This window comes from Streptomyces sp. NPDC088354, from assembly GCF_044753585.1.
GTDB lineage: Bacteria > Actinomycetota > Actinomycetes > Streptomycetales > Streptomycetaceae > Actinacidiphila.
In genome coordinates this window covers 26,840-45,765 of record NZ_JBIVNJ010000021.1, presented here as the reverse complement: position 1 = coordinate 45,765, position 18,926 = coordinate 26,840, and the positions used below count along the sequence as shown (strand labels likewise).

At 74.2% G+C, this 18,926-nt stretch carries 16 protein-coding genes; 9 read left to right on the top strand and 7 right to left on the bottom strand.

Annotated features, from left to right (window positions below):
• Positions 1-779 precede the first annotated feature (779 nt).
• From ACIP98_RS26570 to ACIP98_RS26560, 3 genes are all read left to right on the top strand, one after another.
• Entirely contained in the window at positions 780-1,412 is a 633-nt protein-coding gene (locus tag ACIP98_RS26570) for an RNA polymerase sigma factor (RefSeq protein WP_401978280.1), read from the top strand.
• Positions 1,409-2,374: a hypothetical protein gene (locus tag ACIP98_RS26565; RefSeq protein ID WP_401978277.1), complete on the top strand. Its 966-nt coding sequence runs from the start codon at positions 1,409-1,411 to the stop codon at positions 2,372-2,374. Before ACIP98_RS26570 ends, ACIP98_RS26565 begins: the two co-directional genes overlap by 4 nt.
• Positions 2,375-2,584: 210 nt before the next feature.
• Entirely contained in the window at positions 2,585-3,022 is a 438-nt protein-coding gene (locus tag ACIP98_RS26560; RefSeq protein ID WP_319658634.1) for an SRPBCC family protein, read from the top strand.
• 4 nt (positions 3,023-3,026) lie between these two features.
• Here the strand turns inward: ACIP98_RS26560 and ACIP98_RS26555 are convergent, their stop codons facing one another.
• Complete coding sequence (locus ACIP98_RS26555; RefSeq protein ID WP_401978274.1) at positions 3,027-3,920, bottom strand: peptidoglycan-binding protein; 894 nt, start codon at positions 3,918-3,920, stop codon at positions 3,027-3,029.
• Between the two features lie 120 nt (positions 3,921-4,040).
• Here ACIP98_RS26555 and ACIP98_RS26550 point away from each other — a divergent pair, with 120 nt between their 5' ends.
• Positions 4,041-5,630 carry a methylmalonyl-CoA mutase gene (locus ACIP98_RS26550; protein ID WP_401978272.1) on the top strand — a complete coding sequence of 530 codons (1,590 nt, stop codon included), beginning with the start codon at positions 4,041-4,043 and terminating at the stop codon, positions 5,628-5,630.
• 126 nt (positions 5,631-5,756) lie between these two features.
• Here ACIP98_RS26550 and ACIP98_RS26545 read toward each other — a convergent pair whose 3' ends face one another.
• The 3 genes from ACIP98_RS26545 to ACIP98_RS26535 all read right to left on the bottom strand — a co-directional run bounded on the left by ACIP98_RS26545 (position 5,757) and on the right by ACIP98_RS26535 (position 8,535).
• Positions 5,757-6,137, bottom strand: coding sequence for a hypothetical protein (locus ACIP98_RS26545; protein WP_401978270.1), 381 nt, complete (start codon positions 6,135-6,137; stop codon positions 5,757-5,759).
• A gap of 65 nt (positions 6,138-6,202) precedes the next feature.
• Positions 6,203-7,555, bottom strand: a complete 1,353-nt coding sequence (locus ACIP98_RS26540; protein ID WP_401978268.1) for a polysialyltransferase family glycosyltransferase — start codon at positions 7,553-7,555, stop codon at positions 6,203-6,205.
• On the bottom strand, positions 7,555-8,535 hold the full coding sequence (locus ACIP98_RS26535; RefSeq protein ID WP_319658638.1) for a glycosyltransferase family 2 protein: 981 nt from the start codon (positions 8,533-8,535) through the stop codon (positions 7,555-7,557). The genes ACIP98_RS26540 and ACIP98_RS26535 overlap by 1 nt, the downstream gene beginning before the upstream one ends.
• A 186-nt stretch (positions 8,536-8,721) precedes the next feature.
• Between ACIP98_RS26535 and ACIP98_RS26530 the strand changes: the two genes are divergently transcribed.
• The 4 genes from ACIP98_RS26530 to ACIP98_RS26515 are packed head-to-tail and all read left to right on the top strand — an operon-like array spanning position 8,722 to position 13,438.
• Positions 8,722-10,029, top strand: coding sequence for a DUF6716 putative glycosyltransferase (locus ACIP98_RS26530; RefSeq protein WP_319658639.1), 1,308 nt, complete (start codon positions 8,722-8,724; stop codon positions 10,027-10,029).
• 26 nt (positions 10,030-10,055) lie between these two features.
• Positions 10,056-11,369 carry an acylneuraminate cytidylyltransferase gene (locus ACIP98_RS26525; RefSeq protein WP_319658640.1) on the top strand — a complete coding sequence of 438 codons (1,314 nt, stop codon included), beginning with the start codon at positions 10,056-10,058 and terminating at the stop codon, positions 11,367-11,369.
• The gene (locus tag ACIP98_RS26520) at positions 11,366-12,313 is read left to right on the top strand and encodes an N-acetylneuraminate synthase family protein (protein ID WP_319658641.1); all 948 of its coding nucleotides are present in this window, start codon (positions 11,366-11,368) and stop codon (positions 12,311-12,313) included. The genes ACIP98_RS26525 and ACIP98_RS26520 overlap by 4 nt, the downstream gene beginning before the upstream one ends.
• A gap of 3 nt (positions 12,314-12,316) precedes the next feature.
• Positions 12,317-13,438 (top strand): hypothetical protein, encoded by a 1,122-nt coding sequence (locus ACIP98_RS26515; protein WP_401978264.1) that lies wholly within the window; start codon positions 12,317-12,319, stop codon positions 13,436-13,438.
• Between the two features lie 466 nt (positions 13,439-13,904).
• Here ACIP98_RS26515 and ACIP98_RS26510 read toward each other — a convergent pair whose 3' ends face one another.
• Genes ACIP98_RS26510 through ACIP98_RS26500 form a run of 3 tightly spaced genes read right to left on the bottom strand, consistent with a single transcriptional unit; the run spans position 13,905 to position 17,036 of the window.
• On the bottom strand, positions 13,905-14,774 hold the full coding sequence (locus ACIP98_RS26510; RefSeq protein ID WP_401978263.1) for a SecDF P1 head subdomain-containing protein: 870 nt from the start codon (positions 14,772-14,774) through the stop codon (positions 13,905-13,907).
• Positions 14,767-15,135, bottom strand: a complete 369-nt coding sequence (locus ACIP98_RS26505) for a hypothetical protein (RefSeq protein WP_319658644.1) — start codon at positions 15,133-15,135, stop codon at positions 14,767-14,769. Before ACIP98_RS26505 ends, ACIP98_RS26510 begins: the two co-directional genes overlap by 8 nt.
• Positions 15,132-17,036 (bottom strand): hypothetical protein, encoded by a 1,905-nt coding sequence (locus ACIP98_RS26500; protein WP_401978260.1) that lies wholly within the window; start codon positions 17,034-17,036, stop codon positions 15,132-15,134. Before ACIP98_RS26500 ends, ACIP98_RS26505 begins: the two co-directional genes overlap by 4 nt.
• 206 nt (positions 17,037-17,242) lie before the next feature.
• Here ACIP98_RS26500 and ACIP98_RS26495 point away from each other — a divergent pair, with 206 nt between their 5' ends.
• Positions 17,243-18,769, top strand: a complete 1,527-nt coding sequence (locus tag ACIP98_RS26495) for a glycosyltransferase (RefSeq protein WP_401978257.1) — start codon at positions 17,243-17,245, stop codon at positions 18,767-18,769.
• Positions 18,770-18,926 lie beyond the last annotated feature (157 nt).

Sequence of the window (18,926 nt, the reverse complement as noted above, 5' to 3'; positions counted from 1 at the left end):
CGCGTGAGCGCCACCGTATCGGCGTATGTTCGGCCCTGTACGACGGATGCGCGAATTTCACCCGTACGGGAACGAAAGTGCACGTCCACGGTGACCTCGTACGGCGGGATGCGCCCTTCGGGGCGAACGTCGGATCATGTGGCGTATGCGGGCGAAGCGCGCGGCGGTGTGCGCCGTAGCGACCGCCGTACGCGACCGGCGGGTCGGAGCCGGGGACATCGCCCTGCCACTTTCACCCGAACGGAGTAGCAGTGAACCCGAGTCGTACGAGAGGACGGGCGCTGCCGATCGTGTGACCGCGCGCCGGCACCGACGCCGGGGCCTGCCACGGCACCCGCACGATTCTGCTGGTGCTCCGTTCCACCGGACGGGTGCCGGCAGGCACGTCGAGGCGGTCCGACCGGCCGCGGCGCGGGCCGATGGTGCCCGGCGGCCCTCCCGTACCCCACCGGCGGCGCATCGGCGCCCGGCACGGGTCGCCCCAGGCGTCCGCATGCCGGAAGCCGCGGGATCCGGGCCGGCCGGGACGAAGCTGGCGGGAATTCGCGGCTCCGGCCTCACGGGTGGACCGGCCCGGCGGTCACCGTCCCAGGTGAAGCGGCCGAAGTCCGCCTCCCCCCACAGGAGCGTCTTCGGCCGCTTCTGTCTTGTTCAGCGTCCCGCGGGCCGAAAGTGTCACACCCCTCGGGGCCACCGGCGCGCCGGAGGGATCCCCGCTGCTTTCGCGCGCTTTGTGACCCGTGAGTAGCCGCCCCCCAGGGCCTGTCGGGACGCGTGTCATGGGGCAGTATGGTGCGCGATTCCAAGGGGGAGGCTCGAACGTGGATTTGGCGACCGCGGTACGCGCGGCGCAAGAAGGGGACGAGGACGGCTTCCGGTTCGTGTACCGAGCGGTGCAACCGCAACTGCTGCAGTACGTACGCTCGCTGGTCGGCGTGGGGGACGCCGAGGACGTGGCATCGGAGGCGTGGTTGCAGATCGCCCGGGACCTGTCGTCGTTCCACGGCGACGGGGACGCGCTGCGCGGCTGGGCGGCGCGCATCGCCCGCAACCGCGCGCTGGACCACCTGCGGGCCGTGGGCCGCCGCCCGCTGACCGCCGCGGGGGTGGAGGAACTGCTCGACCGGCCAGGTCGCTCCGACACCGCCGAGGAGGCGGTCGCCGCGGTGGGCACCGGTGCCGCGCTGGCCGCGATCGCGGCCCTTCCCCGGGACCAGGCCGAGGCGGTCCTGCTGCGCGTCGTGATGGGGCTGGACTCCCGCGCCGCCGCCGCGGTGGTGGGCAAGCGGCCCGGGGCGGTGCGCATGGCCACCAGCCGCGGCCTGCGGCGCCTCGCTGAGCTGCTGGAATCCGACGACGGGTCGTCAAGTGTGACGTTTTCGGCGTCTCGAACGCTTGAGGACATGAGATGAGCGATAACAAGGGACAGGACTGGCTCGACGACACCACCGCCGAAAGGCTGTTGCGCGGGGCGGCGGGGAACGGCACCGCCGGCGCCGCACGGACGGACCCGCGTGCCGTCGCCCTCGCCCGGATGCTGGCCGCGGCCGCCGCACCCGCGACGGTCGACCCGGCCCGCGAGGAGGAGGCCCTCGCCGCGTTCCGGGACGCGCGGGACGGCGGGCCGGAACTGCCGTCCGTCGCCGGCGGCCGCGAGGCAGGGGACGGCGGTCGTGTCGCGGGCGACTGGCGCCCCGACGGGCCCGAGAGCCGGACCGCCAGGGCCTTCAGCGGCACCCTGCTGGCCACCGCGGCGGTCGCCGGGGTCGCCCTCGCCGCCGCGGCGGGCGTGTTGCCGGTACTGCTGAGGGGTGCGGACGAGGCGCCCGCCCCGGTGCACACCCAGGGCGCGGCTCCACAGGCGACGGGCGGGACCCGCCCGGCCACCCCGGCGGTCTCACCGGGCGAGCCCGTGCCCTCGCGGTCCTCACGCGGTCTCCCCGCGGGCACCGTGCCGGGCGCCGGCGTCGTCCCGGGTGCGCCCGGGGCTTCGCGGGCCGCCGCGCCGCACCGCGGCGAGGCGATCGGGCCCACGGCGCTGTGCCGTGCCTATGCGGCGGCCGGCTGGCGTCGCGGGAAGACCGACGAGCAGATCTGGAAGCAGCTGCGCAAGGCGGCGGGCGGCGGCGGCCAGCCCGCGGTGCGGCGCTACTGCGCCACGGTGCTCGCGACGCACGTCCGGCGCGGCGGCGAGGCGAACAAGGACGGCGCCAGGGACGGCGCCAAGGACGGCGCCAGGGACAGCGCCAAGGACGGCGCCAAGGACGACGGCCCCGGCCGGCGGCACCACGTGGGAGGCGGGAACGGGAAGAACCGTTCCGGCGCGCACCACCGCCCCGGTGAGCGGCGGCCGGCCCGCCCCGGCGGCCAGTGACACCGTCCGGCCGCCACCGCTCCCGGCCGCTCGGAGAGTGACACTTTCGGCCCCCTGGGCGCTTTAACCAGTAGACCGACTGGTCATCGGTCGAGGGGCAGCCCGGTCTCCCCGTATCGGGCCCCCCAACGAGGGACGTGGGCGGGGCGCTTTCCCCCCGCCCTGCCCGCGTCCCCTCCCGTCGGCGGCCGGAGACCTAGATTGGCCGTCGTGACCACGACCTTTCATGTCGAGCGCGAGTCGTCCCTGTCACCCGCCGAGGCCTGGCGACGGGTCACCGACTGGGAACGGCACGCCGCCCACGTCCCGCTGACCACGGTCGTCCGCGACGGCGACGCGGGCTTCACCGCCCGGACCGGTGTCGGCCCGCTGTCCTTCGCCGATCCGATGGAGATCGTGCGCTGGGAGCCGCCGGACGCCGGCGGCGGGCCCGGCCGGTGCCGGCTGGAGAAGCGGGGCGCGGTGGTGCTGGGCTGGGCCGAGATCGAGGTGTGGCCGCGCGACCCGGGGCCCGGGTCGCGGATCGTGTGGCGCGAGGACCTGCGGGTGCGCGGGCTGCCCAAGGCGTTCGGCCGGCCCACGGCGTGGGCCGGCCGACGGGTGTTCGGGCGCGCGCTGGACGCCCTGCTCGCCGGGGATCCCCGGTAGCCGGTCACCAGTGGACGACGACCTTGTCGCCGATCCGGACCTGGTCGAAGAGCGCCGAGATCTTGTTGACGTCCCGTACGTTGACGCAGCCGTGGGACGCGCCCGCGTAGCCGCGCGCCGCGAAGTCGGGGGAGTAGTGCACCGCTTGGCCGCCGCTGAAGAACATCGCGTACGGCATGGACGTGTGGTAGATCGTCGAGACGTGGTGGCGGCTCTTGGCGAACACGCTGAAGGTGCCCTCGCGGGTGGGCGTGTACTGCGAGCCGAAGCGGACGTCCATCGCCGAGACGACCCTGCCGTCGATCACCCAGGCCAGGGTGCGGCTGGTCTTGCTGACACACAGGACGCGGCCGTGCAGGCAGCGCGGGTCCAGCTCGCCCACCGGGTTGGCGGTCGGCGGGTACATCGCGGCGCGGGTGGGCTGCCGGGTGAGGGAACGGAGCGTGGTCCAGGTGGACTTGGTGACCGTGCCGGAGGCGGCCAGGCCGTGCTTGCCCTGGAAGGTGCGGACCGCGGCCTTGGTGACGCTGCCGTAGTAGCCGGTGGGGGCCCGGTCGAAGAGGCCGAGCTGCCGCAGGCGGGCCTGGAGTTCGCGCACCGTGGCGCTGTTGCTGCCGGGTGCCACGACCACCGCGGGGCGCGCGGTGTGCGGGGCCTTCGGTGTGCCGGACGGGCTCGGCTTCGCGGTCGTCGGGGGGGTGCTCGGGGTGGCACTCGGGGTCGGGGCCGACGAGGTGCCGGTGCTCGCACTCGGCGTGGCGGCCGGGCGCGGGCTGTCCTCGCCGCCGGCGGCCGCGGGCTCGGTGGCGTGGGCGGTGCAGCCGGCCAGCAGCGCCGCGGTGAGAAGGGCAGCGGCCGCCGCGGCCGCGCGTGATCGGGCGATCGATATGAGTGCCATGACATCCCCCTGTGAGAACCGGTACCCCCTTGGACTGATTTCCCCGGCATGTAGTTGCGCCAACATCCCGGGACATCGCCGCACACTGGGACCAGGGGGCGAGTCCCTGGAGGATGACGCATGGCACGCGAGTCCGAATCCGGTCTGCCGATCGAGCCGGTCTACGGCCCCGCCGCACTGGACGGCTGGAACCCGGCGGAGAGGCTCGGCGAGCCCGGCGGGTACCCGTACACCCGCGGCGTCCACCCGACGATGTACACCACCCGCCCCTGGACGATGCGCCAGTACGCCGGCTTCGGCACCGCCGCGGAGTCCAACGCCCGCTACCGGCAGCTGATCGCCCACGGCACGACCGGCCTGTCCGTCGCCTTCGACCTGCCCACGCAGATGGGCCACGACAGCGACGCCCCGATCGCGCACGGCGAGGTCGGCAGGGTCGGGGTGGCGATCGACTCGGTCGAGGACATGGGCGTGCTGTTCGGCGGCATCCCGCTCGGCGAGGTCTCCACGTCGATGACCATCAACGCTCCCGCCGCCCTGCTGCTGCTGATGTACCAACTGGTCGGCGAGGAGCAGGGGGTCCCCGCCGACCGGCTCACCGGCACGATCCAGAACGACGTGCTCAAGGAGTACATCGCCCGCGGGACCTGGATCTTCCCGCCCGCGCCCTCGCTGCGGCTGGTGGCGGACCTGTTCCGATACTGCCGCGCCGAGGTCCCGCGCTGGAACACGATCTCCATCTCCGGCTACCACATGGCCGAGGCCGGGGCCTCGCCCGCGCAGGAGATCGCCTTCACCCTGGCGGACGGCATCGCGTACGTCCGCACCGCTCTCGCCGCCGGCATGGACGTGGACGACTTCGCGCCCCGGCTGTCGTTCTTCTTCGTGTCGCGGACGACGCTCCTGGAGGAGGTCGCCAAGTTCCGTGCCGCGCGCCGGATCTGGGCCCGCGTGATGCGCGAGGAGTTCGGCGCGCGCGACCCCAGGTCGCAGATGCTGCGCTTCCACACGCAGACGGCGGGCGTGCAGCTCACCGCGCAGCAGCCGGAGGTGAACCTGGTGCGGGTCGCCGTCCAGGGCCTGGCGGCGGTACTGGGCGGCACGCAGTCGCTGCACACCAACGCCTTCGACGAGGCCATCGCGCTGCCCACCGAGAAGTCGGCCCGGCTCGCGCTGCGCACCCAGCAGGTGCTGGCGTACGAGACCGACGTGACGGCGACGGTGGACCCGTTCGCCGGCTCCTACGTGGTCGAGACGATGACCGACGAGGTCGAGGCGGCGGCGGTGGACCTGATGCGCAGGGTCGAGGACATGGGCGGCGCGGTCGGTGCCATCGAACGCGGCTTCCAGAAGTCGGAGATCGAGCGGAACGCCTACCGGATCGCGCGCGAGACGGACTCCGGTGAGCGGGTCGTCGTCGGGGTGAACCGCTTCCGGCTCGACGAGGAGGAGCCGTACCGGCCGCTGCGCGTCGACCCGGCGATCGAGGCCGCGCAGGTGGAGCGGCTCACGACCCTGCGCGCCCGGCGGGACCGGCGGGCCGTCACGGCGGCGCTGGGCGCGCTGCGCAGGGCCGCGGAGGGCGGGACGGGCGAGGGGGGCGTGCTGTATCCGATGAAGGACGCGCTGCGCGCCCGGGCCACGGTCGGCGAGGTCTGCGGCGCGTTGCGCGAGGTCTGGGGCACCTACGTCCCCACCGACGTCCTCTGACGTCTTCCTACGTCCTCTGCCGCCCGGTCGGCCGCCGAAGCGGGCCAGGTACGCGCCCACCCGCCGCGGGTCGTCCGCCGCCGGTCGCACCCGGCCGTCCGGACGGACGACGAACAGGCCGCCGCCTTACGCCCGGTGGGCGCGGGCGAACCCCGGCAGCACGGCGAGCGGTGCGTCCGGGGCGCGGTCGCCGGCCCGCAGCGCCGTGTCGGGCAGGCCGCCGCGGATCTCGGCGGTGCGCGGGCCCCCGCGGTAACCGACCCCCGGCTGACGGACCGCCGAGCTGCGTTGGCTCGTCCGGTTGCCCCGGGCGACGGTGCTGCGGTGCCGGTGGGTGCTCATGCCCAGGACGTCGGCGGCGACCGGCAGCCGCTCCTGCGCGTAGCTGCCGAGCAGGGCCGCGTCGGCACCGTGCCGCGGCACCTGGCCCGACCCCGACGAGCGCGGGGAGCAACTCGACTCCGGGTACCCGCTGCTGGGAGCGGTGACCGAGGAGATGCTCGGCAACTACGAGGCCCGTTTCGGGACCGGCCCGCGGCTGACCCGGCGGACGGGGCGCCCCGTCCGCCGGGTCAGCCGCGGCGTGCCACGTGACGCAGCCGGCGGGCCGCCCGGCGCACCGCCGGATTGTTCGGCAGGAAGGCCAGCTGGGCCGGCACCCCGCCGGGGAGGGCGAGCCTGGAGAGCCGGCGCCGCGTGAAGTAGCGCCGGCTGCCGGCGTTGAGCCGGTTCGACAGGTAGGCGGCGGTCTCGTCGCGCAGGGACGCGTACATCTGCGGCTGCATGCAGAAGGCGACGGCGCGCAGCAGTGGCGCGAGCTCGGTGGCGACGCGGTCGGCGGCCGGCGGGGTCCAGCCGGTCGCCGCGGTGCCGTCGGCCAGGTCGGGCAGCAGGCGGTCGGCGATGGTGACGGGAACGCGGGTGCTGTCGGCGTAGACCGTCAAACGCTCCAGCACCGTCCCGGTGCCGGTCCGGGCGACCGGCAGCCCGTAGAGCGCGTACGCGGTGAACAGCGCCGTGGAGAAGCATCCGACGACCAGTTCGGGGCGGAGGCTCTGGAAGAGCACCTCGGCGGGCTGCGCCGGATCGGCCACACGCAGTTCGGCGCCCAGCTCCGCCGCCTCGCGCTCCAACTGCCCCGCCCGGTGCGCGGGAGCCGTCGGGTGGGGCTTGAAGACGATCGTGCGGTGCCCGGCGGCGACGGCCCCGCGCAGCATGCGCACGTGGAGCTCCTCTTCCTGCCGGTCGCTGAGGATCTCCAGCGCGGACAGGTGCTGGCCGAGCAGGAGGGCGCCGCCTTTCGGCGGCGTGTCGCCGTCCGCGGTGAGCTCCGCGGCCGTGGCGACCTCCGCGAGCACCTTGGTGAACGCCTCGGCCGGGACGACCTCCTCCGGCACGCCGTACTCCGACAGCATCAGCGGGCGCAGTCCCGGCACGAGCCCCAGGTGCAGCAGCCGGCCGACACGCGTGGTGACCAGCGGCTCCAGCTTGTTGGGGCTCGGGCCGTAGGCCGTGAGCCCGTCCGCGTACGCCACGACCGGAGCGCCGGTGAAGACGTTGACCAGGGCGAGCGCCGGGTCGACGTGCAGCGACTCGACGACCAGCTCCAGCTCGTCGTCGCCGAGGTCCCACAGCCGCCGCAGATGGCGTTCCCACATCGGCACGTCGTCCGGACGCGGCGACCAGCCGCGCGGGTGCAGCGGGGCGATCGCCTCGTTCCACGACAGCACGCGGTCGAAGCGGCCGCGCAGCGCCTCGAAGCCCGCCATCGCGTCGGCGGCGGGCGAGATCTCCGGGACCGGGGCGTTGTTGCTGATCAGCAGCAGTCGCCGGTCGGCCGGGGTGAACAACCCCGCGTCCAGCGCGGCGGCCAGGGCGGCCACGCCGGTGAGGCCGCCCGCCAGGAAGACCTGGGTACGGCCCATTACGCGGCCACCGCCCCGCCGCCGATCCGCCGGCGCAGCAGCCTGCGCAGGCGCAGGCTGCGCTCCATGTCCATCGAGTCCAGAGCCTCGGCGAGGAGGTCCTGGGGCATCTGCCTCAGGGCGGCGGCGCTCATGGTCTTCAGCTTACGGGCCACCTGGGGCTCGTAGCGGCCCATGGCCCCGAGGTGGTGCGAGATCACCGCGCAGTAGGTGCGCACGGCCTTGGGCAGGAAGCGGTCCGCCTCCGGGTCCGTCGCCGTCTCGGCGAGCACCTGGTCGAAGGAGCGGATGAAGTCCAGCTGCCGGACGTCGCCGATCTGCGTCAGCGAGGTGGCCACCCCGCGCCGGTAGAAGACCCCCAGCAGGCCGACGACGGCGAAGCTCTTCGCCTCGCGGTGCAGCCGCCAGATCCACGGCCGGTCCTCGGCGGTGCGCAGCCCGTCGGGGAAGTGCAGCAGCCCGGCGTCGACGAGCCGGCGGTGGTAGATCCCGGCCCAGGCGTACGGGTAGTCCACCGAGGTCGTGCGGTCGGCCGGCAGGATCGCCCCGCGGGGGTCCAGCGAGACCCCGCGGCGGCCGTGCGGGACACGGGCGACGGTGCGCTTGCGGCCGTGGACGACGACGTGGTCGGTGCGGACGAAGTCGGTGCCCAGGGTCTCGATGGAGTCCAGCAGCTGGGGCAGGTAGCCCTCGGCCAGCCAGTCGTCACCGTCGAGGAAGGTCACGTACTCGCCCTTGGCGGCGTCGATGCCCGTGTTGCGGGCGGTGGCGAGGCCGCCGTTCTGCTCGTGCGAGATCAGTCTCGCCCCGGGGAGGTCCGGCAGGGCGCGTTCGAGGATTTTCGGCGTCTCATCCGTGGCGCAGTCGTTCACCAGAATGAATTCGAAATCCGGCCGAGCGTTCGCACGGAGACTTCTCAACATGTCAGGAGCAAATGCCTGCACGTTGTAGAACGGGACGATGACGGAAAGCTTACTCACGGGGCGCACCCTATGGCCCCAGGCGCCTCGCGCGCTGACACGACGCAGGCTCTTTGGTGAACGTGGAGTGTCGGGTTTGTGAACGCGTCAGCCTGGCGTGCCGGTTCTTCATCCGGCGGCGTGTTGTTAACCGTCCGTTGGCGTGGCGTTGGGCGCTCGCTAGGAATCTATTCCTAGCTTTGCGGCGTGCCAGCAAGTACCGCCGACCCGATCAGGGTCACCGTCCTCGCCGACTCGGACACCCGATGGAAATGGGGTGCGCTGACGGCCCGCCGTATCGCCCCCGAGGCGCGGCTCGACGCCCGCCTGCTCCGCGGGCGTGCGACGCCGACCGAGCGCCAGCTCGCCGAGGTCGGTATCCCCGCGGACTCCATGCGCGAGGTCACCGCCGCCGAGTTCCTGGCCACGACCAGCCGCGACACCGCGGACGTGGTCGTGCTGTCCTGCGTGGGCGGCACGGTCCAGGCCATGCTGCACGGCCTGGCCCGCGCCTGGGAAGGCACCCCCCGCCGGCCCGTGGTCGTCACCGGCTACGTCGGCGTGGTCTACGAGAAGCTCGCCGACGGCCTGTTGCTGCGCTCCGGCGCCGACGCGGTCCTGGCGAACAGCGCGCACGACGCCGACCGCTTCCGCGCGGTGTACGAGGGCGTCGGGGCGAACACCGGCTCCATCGTGGAGACCGCGCTGCCGTTCCTGGAGGGCGCCGCGTACGAGCCCTCGACGGACCGGCCCTTCACCGTCGTCTTCGCGGTCCAGCCGTCCGTCCCGGACAGTCGCAAGGACCGCCTGTACCTGCTGCGCCGCGCGGTGGACCACGCCCGCTTCCACCCGGACCGCGAGGTGCTGGTCAAGCTGCGCAGCAAGCCCGGTGAGCACACCACGCACATCGAGGAACAGCCGTACCAGAAGCTGGTGGCCCGGCTGGACCCGCCCAAGAACCTCAAGCTCGTCTACGGGCACATGGGCGAGGTCCTGGACCACACGGACCTGCTGGTCACGGTCAGTTCCACGGCCGCGCTGGAGTCCATGCACCGCGGTATCCCGACCGCGATCCTCACCGATCTCGGCATTCGCGAGTCGCTGGGCAACCACCATTTCCTGGGGTCCGGCGCCTACGCCTCGTGGGACCACATCGACGCGGGCCAGGTGCCCCGCGTGAGCCCCTCGTGGGCTCGCGCCCAGGGCATCGCCTCGGACGGCGACCCGTTCCGCACGGTGCGTGAGCGCGTCACCGCGCTCGCCGCCGCGACGGAACTGCCTGCGCTCGCGCCGTACTACACCACCGCCACCGCGCCCGGTTACCTCCCCGGGGTCCTCGCCCGGCACAGCCTGGACCCGAAGGGCGAGCCGCTGCCCGGCGCCGCCGTGGAGCCCGCCGAGCCGAGCGCGCTGCGCCGCGCCGTACGCGATTTCGCGCGCAACTCCGCGCGCACCGCCTACCGGCAGGGCGTCCAGCGCGTCGCGCCCGTGATCCGCCGATGGGGCCAGCTGTGAGTCCCCTCAAATCGCAAGGAGCCCCCATGCCAACGGTGTTGGCCGTCATTCCCGCCCGCGGCGGCTCGAAGGGCGTACCCGGCAAGAACCTCGCCCCCGTCGGCGGCGTGCCGCTGGTCGCCCGCGCCGTGCGCGCCTGCCGCGAGGCCGAGTTGATCACCGACGTGGTCGTCTCCACCGACGACCCGGAGATCGCCGACGCGGCCCGCGCCGCCGGCGCCGAGGTCGTGCTGCGCCCGGCGGCCATCGCCGGTGACACCGCGACCAGCGAGGCGGCGGTGCTGCACGCCATGGACGCCTACCAGGCGATGTCCGGGGTCGGCGCGGACGTCGTGCTGCTCGTGCAGTGCACCAGCCCGTTCATCTCCGTCGAGGACGTCAACGGGGTCGCCGCGGCGGTCGTCGAGGACGGCGCCGACACGGCCGTGACCGTCGCGCCGTTCCACGGTTTCATCTGGCGCGACGCCGCAGACGAGATGGGCGCCGCGGCCGCCGCGGGGGGTACGGTGGGCGCCGCCTCCCTCACCGGCGAGGCCCGTACCGCCCTGGCCACCACCACCGGCGGGTACGGTGTCAACCACGACAAGGCGCACCGCCCGCGCCGGCAGGACCGCCCGCAGGACCTCCTGGAGACCGGCGCCGCCTACGCGATGCGCGTCGAGGGCTTCCGCGAGGCCAAGCACCGGTTCTTCGGCCACACCGCGCTGGTGCGCACCGACCCCGCCCGGGTGCTGGAGATCGACGAGCCGGACGACCTGTCCCGCGCCCGTGCCCTGGCCCCGCTGCTCGACCCCGCGACCGGCTCCGCCGACAGGACCGACGAGTCCGCGGCACCGGCCGCCCTGCCGACCCGCGACGACATCGACGCGGTCGTACTCGACTTCGACGGCACCCAGACCGACGACACGGTGCTGGTCGACTCCGAGGGACGCGAGACCGTCACGGTGCACCGTGGTGACGGGCTCGGGATCGCCGCCCTGCGCGACAACGGACTTCCGGTCCTGATCCTGTCCACGGAGACCAACCCGGTCGTCGCCGCACGGGCCCGCAAGCTCAAGGTCCCCGTGCTCCATGGCATCGACCGCAAGGACCTCGCACTGAAGCAGTGGTGCGAGGAGCAAGGTATCGCCCCAGAGCGGGTCCTTTACGTCGGCAACGACGTCAATGACCTCGGCTGCTTCGCGCTCGTCGGCTGGCCGACCGCCGTCGCCAACGCGCACGACGTGGTCAAGGACGCGGCCCGCTCCATCACCGCAACGCCCGGAGGGCGCGGCGCGATCCGCGAGGTCGCCTCGTGGATCCTCGGCCCCTCACTTTCCCGAAGGGAACTCTCCCAGTGACCACCACCCCCGCCCGCCTTCGTCCGATCGGCGACCGCCTGGTCGGCCCCGGCCAGCCCGTCTACGTCACCGGCGAGATCGGCATCAACCACAACGGCTCCCTCGAGGACGCCTTCGCCCTGATCGACGCGGCCGTCGAGGCCGGCGCCGACGGTGTGAAGTTCCAGAAGCGCACCCCGGAGATCTGCACCCCCCGCGACCAGTGGGAGATCGAGCGGGACACCCCCTGGGGCCGGATGACCTACATCGAGTACCGTCACAAGGTGGAGTTCGGCGAGGAGCAGTACCGCGCCATCGACGAGTACTGCGTCAGCAAGGGCATCGACTGGTTCGCCTCCCCGTGGGACGTCCCCTCGGTCGAGTTCCTGGAGAAGTTCGAGAACGTCCGCGTCCACAAGGTCGCCTCGGCCTCGCTGACCGACGACGAGCTGCTGCGCGCGCTGCGCGCCACCGGCAAGACCGTCATCCTCTCCACGGGCATGTCCACGCCGAAGCAGATCCGCCACGCGGTGGAGGTCCTCGGCAGCGACAACATCATCCTGTGCCACGCCACGTCGACCTACCCGGCGAAGCACGAGGAGCTCAACCTGCGGATGATCAACACGCTGCAGCGTGAGTTCCCGAACGTGCCCGTCGGCTACTCCGGCCACGAGATCGGCCTGCAGACCACCCTCGCGGCGGTCGCCCTGGGCGCGGTCTTCGTCGAGCGCCACATCACCCTGGACCGCGCGAACTGGGGCTCCGACCAGGCCGCCTCGGTGGAGCCGCAGGGTCTGGACCGCCTGGTCCGCGACATCCGCATCATCGAGTCCGCGCTCGGCGACGGTGTCAAGAAGGTCTACGAGGGCGAGCTCGGCCCGATGAAGAAGCTGCGCCGCGTGCCCGGTGTCATCGCCGAGCAGGAGGCTGCAGCTGCCGCCGACGCCGAGTCGGTGTCGGCCTGATCCATGGGCGACAGCGGCACTCTGGCACTCGTAGAGAGCCCCGTTCAGCTGCTCAACGTGCTGGAGTGGGCGCATGTTCACCCGCCCGCGGTGCCCACACCGCGACCCGGGGCGGCTTCGGCCGCCCCGGGCCCGGTGGCACCCGGCCGACCGCTCACCGTGGTGGCACTCGTCCCGCGCGACCCCATGACGCGCGGGCAACTGCGCCGCATGGCGGAGCTGGCGATGGACGAGGGCATCGTGGTCCGCTGGTGCGAGGCACGCTCCTCACGGGGCTCCCTGCTGCGCACCGCGGCCGAGCTCACCCCGGCCCTGCGCTCCGCGGGCCGGGTGGTACTCGGTGACCCCTTCTCCCGGCTGGTGCAGGTCCTCCTGCCGCTCACCCGGGCGCGGGAGATCATCGTTGTGGACGACGGCACGGCGACCATGGAGTTCACCGAGCTGCTGACCAAGGGCGCCCGGCTGGTCCGGTGGCACCGCAGCGGCCGGCGGGGCTCCCCGGCGGACGCCGCCTTCGGCGTCTTCGCCTCGGCCGCCCGGCGGCGCCTCACCCCGGGTCGCGGACGGCGGGTCGAGCTGTTCAGTTCGATGCCCGCCACTCCGCCGCCCGGCATGGCGCTGCGCGCCAACCGGTTCGCCTGGACGCGGGCCCGCTTCGGTCCGCCGACCATCAGCGCCGGCACCGACATCGTCGGCACCTCCCTGGTGGAGACCGGCGTCGTCGACCTGGAGCGGTACATGACCGCGGTCGGCATCCTGGCCAGTGGCCACGGTGCCACCCGCTACTTCGCACACCGTCGTGAGAGCGTCGAGAAGCTGCACCGGCTCTCCGTCGAGACCGGTCTGCAGATCGTGCGGCCCGACCTGCCCCTGGAACTGGTCGCCCGGCGGGGTCCGATCGGCCACACGATCCTGAGCTTCCCCTCCACGGTCGTGCACACCCTCCCGCTCGCGCTGGAGGGCACCGGCGTCAAGATCACGGTCTGCGACGTCGACCCCGAGTGGCTGACCGACTCCGCCTCACCCCGGGCGGAGAGCTTCCTGTCCGGCATCACGGGCACCGCCCGCGATCTGCACGGGCTGGCGTCGGTGGTCTCCGGGCAGACCGCGGCCCTCGCACCCTGACCCGAGGCAAGCGGGTCTCCCCGGTGGCGAAAGTCACCGGGAAGACCCGCCTCCCGCGTCGACCGAGGGATCCGCGGGGCGCCGGCCGCCGCGGGTGTCCGCAGGGGGACGACCGAGGGCAGGCGCTGGATGACGGCGCGGCCCGGTGTCACCCCGGCGGCCAGGAGGACTGCTCCACCACCGAGGGCGGACGACAGGATCGTCCGGACCGGCACCGCGGCCGGCGACGCCCGCTTGGCCGCCCGCACGGAGGCCATCGGGCAGCCGCTGGGACGTGCAGGGCACGCCGGAGACGACGCACGCGTACGGGGTCGTGACAACCGACCGGTACGGGTATGTCCCGCGACCGGGCCCGGCCGCCACGGAGACCACCCCGGACACCGAGCGTCCCGCCCCGGCGCGGGACCTGACCGCGGAACGCGTGGCGGTGCCCCGGACACCGCGGACGTGCCGTCCACGAGGCGCCTCAGCGCGTCATGGACGACACGTCCATCGGTGTCGGCAACGAGCCGCCGCTGATCTGCGCGGCCAGCAGGCCCGCCGACGCGCGGGTGAAGTTGCCGGTGATGACGGCGGTCCCGCCGGGGATGGCCTGGTTCACCGCGGGGGCGGACAGTACCGCGCCGTCCAGCACCATGGCGAACTGGTTGGTCGGGCTCGTCCGTCCGGCCAGCCGGCCGGTGACGTCCTGGAAGGTCCTCGCGCCGGCGGCGGTCAACCGCAGCTGGATCTGCCACCCGGTGCCGTCCTGCCGGTCGAAGACCGCCTCGGCGCTGCTGATCTCGGTGCCGTTGAGCGCGACCGGGTCGAGCAGGTACTTCGACCGGACCCCGTCCGCGACGTCTGTGGCGCACGCCACGGCCCGCTCCCCGTCGCCCCGTTGGTGATCCGTGCGGCCCGCTGCCACCGAGCAGTCGAGCGCCCGGAACTCCGCGGCCCCGGCCCCCGCCGGAGCGGAGGGCCCCTCGTCGGCGGCCGGCGCGACCGCGACCACCGGCCGGAGCACCAGCACCGCCGGCCTGCCGAGCGAGGCGAGCTGCTCGGCGGCGAGCTGCTGCGAGGCGGCGCCCCGCGCGGAGACGGTGACCTTCCCGCCGGCCGCGCGCACCTCCACGTCCCGGAGACCGAACCCCTCGGCGCGCCGGCGCATCAGGTCGGCGGTCTGCCGCAACCGCTCCTCGCCCAACGGCCGGCGCGGGGTGAACACGGCCGTCGTCCGCGGACCGTCGCCGCCCTTGTCCGCGGCGGAGTGCCCGGCCGGCGAACAGGCCGCGAGCGCGCTCGCACACCCGAGCAGCAGGGCGAGCGCCGCCGTGCGGCGGCGGTGCTCAGCCACCCGTGACCGCCCGCACACTCGCGTGCACCGCGGTGACGAGGCCCGTGAGCGCGGTGGCGTCGCCGATGAGCGCCCGGAGCCGGGCGAGACGCCGCTCGACGCGCTCGCCGTCGGCCTGCCCGGCGGCCAGTTCCCGGGCCAGTGCCCCGGCCTCCGCGCGCGCAGCCTCGGTGTCCTCCAACGCCTCCAGCCGGCGCCGCAGTTCGTCGAGGGCGGCGAGCGCGCCGTCGGCGGTGGAGGACCCGTCCGCGGTGCGGTGGGCGACGGCGCCCGCCCCGGCGGCCAGTGCCGAGTCGGCGACCCGGGCGTGCCCGCCGATGACGATGCCGTGGTTGGTCCCCGGTTCGCCGGTCCCCGTCATCGCGCGCCACCCCCCTCGCCGGGGTCGGCGGCCGACTGCGGCGCGGGGGCGGTGGACAGGGCCGCCGCGCCGGCCCCGGCGGCGATGCTGCCGCTCATGGAGCCCCCGGTCATCATGATCCCCTGGTTGAGGATGACGTTGCGGTGCCGCGTCAGATCACCGAGGTCCAGGCCGTGCTCGGCGAGGAACTCGGCGACGGTGCCCAGGACCTGCAACTCGATCTGCTTGCCGATGCGGTTGACGTCCACCCGCTGGAAGAAGTCCCGGAAGGCGTGCGAGGAGGCGAGCTCGCGGAGGCTGAGCCGGGCCCCGAAGTCGTAGCGCCGGTCGTCGGTCATGGCGGCGCGCTGTTCCTGCAGCGCTCGCTGCCGCCGGGCCGGGGCGCGCAGTTCGGAGAAGGCGGCGGCCGGCGCGGACTGGAGTACCGAGCGGCTGTGCAGCAGTGCGTCGGCGAGGCCCGGGGCGGTGCTCCCGCCGTCCTGCGGGTCCTCCGGGCGCGCGACCGAGTCGGCCACCCGGTACTCCTGCTTGACGGGCGTGAGCACCAGGGTGTTCGCCTGCAGGTACAGGGTCGCCGCGCTCACGGCGACCTGGACGAACACCGACAGCACCAGGTCCGTGCCCCAGCTGCGCACCTGGGCACACAGGCAGTGCCGCACCGGCCCGTCGATGTTGCCCCGGGCGGCGGCGATGCGCTCCGAGGACAGCTGGTCGGCGGGCCTTCCCTCGGGCGGCCAGTGCCCGGCGGCGCCGGGCCAGAACACGGCCTCGCCGAACAGGGTGTTCTGCCGCAGCTCGGTGCCGTGGACGAAGACCTTCTCGGTGACCTCCAGTCCCGGGACGCGGTCCATGGGCGAGACCGCGCCCGCGCGCAGCGCGTCCAGGTCGTCCGCCATCCGCCGGACCAGGCCGGCGGTGTCGAAGGGCACCGGGGGCGGCTCGGCGCCCGTGCCGGGCTCGTGCCCCTCGGGGGTCAGCCGCATGGCGAACGACCAGGAGGTGACCTCGTCGCCCGCGCCGACGAAGGGGCGGTAGCCGCTGTAGACGACGAGGTTGGCGTCGCCGCCGACCGAGGACTGCGGCAGCCCGGTCGCGTCCCGGTCCACGGGCGGGCCGTCGGCGGCCGAGCCGAACGCCTCCCGGGTGAGCTGCTCGCGGACCGCCCTCCACGCCCGGCCGCGCTGCTCCCAGGTGAACACCCAGGGGCAGACGACCAGCAGGACGAGCGTCAGCAGGAAGGTGGCCACCGGGACGTCGTTGAGCCACACCGGCACCAGCGGGGTCAGCCAGCTCGCGGCGAGCAGCACGAGGACCTGTACGGCCAGCGCCCGCAGCACGGCCAGGACGGCCGGGTCGCGGGGCCGCTCCCGGCCGCGCGCCCACCGGGGTGCGGCGGAGCCCTGCGGGGCGCCGCCGGGCAGGAAGGCGGTGGCGAACCAGTACACGACGGTGGCCACCGGGGCCAGCAGCAGCGACGCCAGGAAGGCGCCGCCGACCACCAGGTCGCGTTTGCGCAGGTCCCCCAGGGTCTGTTCGGCATGCGTGCCCACCCGGTCGAGGTCGACGCCGTAGGAGGGGGCGCAGGCCCGGTAGCGCTCGTGCCGCAGTTCGTGCACCACCCGGCGGGCGAAGCCTTCGTCGAGCCGGGCGCCCGCGCACATGTAGCGGGTGGACGCGCTCCAGTCCTCCTCGCCGGCGCCGCCTCCCCGCTGGTGCGGGATCGGCGGCGCGGCCGCCGGGCGAGGGGGCGGCGGCTTCGCGGCGGCCCGTGCGGCGCGGGCGCCGGAGCCCTCCCGGACGCCGTCCTCCACACCGGCCTCGGCGCCGTCGTCGGCACCGTTCCCGATGCCGGTCCCGGCCGTGTCCCCCGGGCTCCCGGCACCCGGGTATCGCGATGTCACACGCCCCACCCCATTTCCCCTGTTCCCACCAGTGTGGGCGTCCGCACAAGTCCCGAAAAGGTGGGGGATGTGTGAAAACCAGGCGCGCCGGGGCGCTTGGAGGCGTGAGGGGCGCACGAGGGAGCGCGTTGCGGCTGCCGGGGGCGTTCCGCTCCGCGCAAGCCGTACGTAACCGATCAGTCACCCGAACCAGGTTGCCTTGGTCCATGGCAACGGCACCGAGGCCCGCCCGGCGCGTCGTGGTTCTCGCGGACAGTGCGCTGGAGCGCGACTCACGGGCGCATCGTGTGGCGGCGGCCGCCGCCGGGGCGGGGTACGAGGTCACGATCATCGGCCGGGCAGCCGAGGGCCCCGGCTGCCAGGACTGCCGGGAGGACGGGGCCGGTATCGCGCCCGAGGGCGTGCGCCTGATCCGTGTCGCCGTCCAGGAGACCCTGCAGCGCAGGGTCCTGCAACGGCCCCGTCCGGGCCTGCTGCGCGCACTGGCGTACCGCAGCGCGGAGTCCTGCGCGTACCGCACCGCCCTCGTGGTCGCCCACACGGCCCTGCTGGCCTCCCGCCGGGCCGAGCTGGACGTGATCCACCGCCCTTTACCGGTGAAGGCCGCCGCCCGGCTCGGCCACGGCGGCGCGCGGGTGCGGCACGCGGTGCGCCGGGCCTGGACCGCCCTGCGCTCGGCGCAGTACCGCGCCGCCGTCCGCCGCAGGGCGGCGCCCGACGGGCTGCTGGACCGGCTGGCCACCACCACCGCGCGGCTGCTGCTCGGCAAGCGCTGCTGGCGCCGGCTCGACCCGCTGCTGCTCGACCTGGAGATCGCCTACGGGCCGGTCCTGGACGAGCTGCGCCCGCACCTGGTCCACGCCCTGGGGCACCGCACCCTGGGCACCGCCGTCCGCGCCGCGCTGCGCGCGGAGGGCACCGGGCACCGTGTCGAGGTCGTCTGGGACACCACGGCCAAGACCGAGCCCAGCCACCGGGCCGCCGTCGCCCGCGACGCCCACGAGCGCACCTATGTGCCGCTCGTCGACGGCGTCGTCACCGTCGCCGAGACCTACGCCGACCGGCTGCGCGAGCGCCACGGCCTCGCCGCCCGCCCGGCCGTGGCGCGCAACGCCCCGCCGTCCTCGGCCTCCTCGTCGCGGTCCGGGGTCCGTGACCGCTGCCATCTGGCCCCCGAGGTCCCCCTCCTGGTCCACAGCGGCGCGGTCGGTCCGGCCCGCGGGCTGCTGACGGTCATCGAGGCGCTGCCCAAGCTGTACGACCTGCACGCCGCCCTGGTCGTGCCCGATCCCGGCGACGCCTATGTGCGCGTCCTGACCGACCGCGCCGCGGAGCTCGGCGTCGAGGGCCGTCTGCACGTGCTGCCCTTTGTCCCGCCCGCCGAGATCCCGGGCTTCCTGGCCTCCGCGGACATCGGCGTGCTGCCCGTGCACCGACTGCCGGCGCAGCAGGTGGCCCTGCCGGCCCGGTACTTCGAGTACGCCCACGCCCGGCTGCCCGTGGTCGTCAGTGACGTCCGGGTGCTGGCCCGCCCGACGCTGGAGATCGGCAACGGCGAGGTGTTCCGGTCCCTGGACACGGCCGACTTCGTGCGCGCGGTCGGCGCGGTGCTGACCAATCCGCGGCGTTACCGGAAGGCGTACGACCGTGGCGACACCCTGCGCGAATGGTCCTGGCAGACGCAGTCCGCCCCGCTCCTGGACCTCTACTCACGGCTGCTCGGACCGCGCTGACCCCGCCCGCCTCCGCGCGGCTGCCTCCCAGGTCAGGGTGACGCCGCTCACCGGGCGTTGCCTCGCGACGGGGCGATCGTTGAGCCACTATGGAGTGGCGAGGGGTAAACCGTGTTGATACCCCTGTACGGAGCCGGGTACGCGCCGGACGGGGGAG

What these genes read in the sequence shown, in the direction of transcription:
- ACIP98_RS26570 (WP_401978280.1), top strand. Translation starts at nt 780, where the DNA reads ATGGGGCAGTATGGTGCGCGATTCCAAGGGGGAGGCTCGAACGTGGAT.
- ACIP98_RS26565 (WP_401978277.1), top strand. Translation starts at nt 1,409, where the DNA reads ATGAGCGATAACAAGGGACAGGACTGGCTCGACGACACCACCGCCGAA.
- ACIP98_RS26555 (WP_401978274.1), bottom strand. Translation starts at nt 3,920, where the DNA reads ATGGCACTCATATCGATCGCCCGATCACGCGCGGCCGCGGCGGCCGCT.
- ACIP98_RS26550 (WP_401978272.1), top strand. Translation starts at nt 4,041, where the DNA reads ATGGCACGCGAGTCCGAATCCGGTCTGCCGATCGAGCCGGTCTACGGC.
- ACIP98_RS26540 (WP_401978268.1), bottom strand. Translation starts at nt 7,555, where the DNA reads ATGGGCCGTACCCAGGTCTTCCTGGCGGGCGGCCTCACCGGCGTGGCC.
- ACIP98_RS26525 (WP_319658640.1), top strand. Translation starts at nt 10,056, where the DNA reads ATGCCAACGGTGTTGGCCGTCATTCCCGCCCGCGGCGGCTCGAAGGGC.
- ACIP98_RS26515 (WP_401978264.1), top strand. Translation starts at nt 12,317, where the DNA reads ATGGGCGACAGCGGCACTCTGGCACTCGTAGAGAGCCCCGTTCAGCTG.
- ACIP98_RS26505 (WP_319658644.1), bottom strand. Translation starts at nt 15,135, where the DNA reads ATGACGGGGACCGGCGAACCGGGGACCAACCACGGCATCGTCATCGGC.
- ACIP98_RS26495 (WP_401978257.1), top strand. Translation starts at nt 17,243, where the DNA reads ATGGCAACGGCACCGAGGCCCGCCCGGCGCGTCGTGGTTCTCGCGGAC.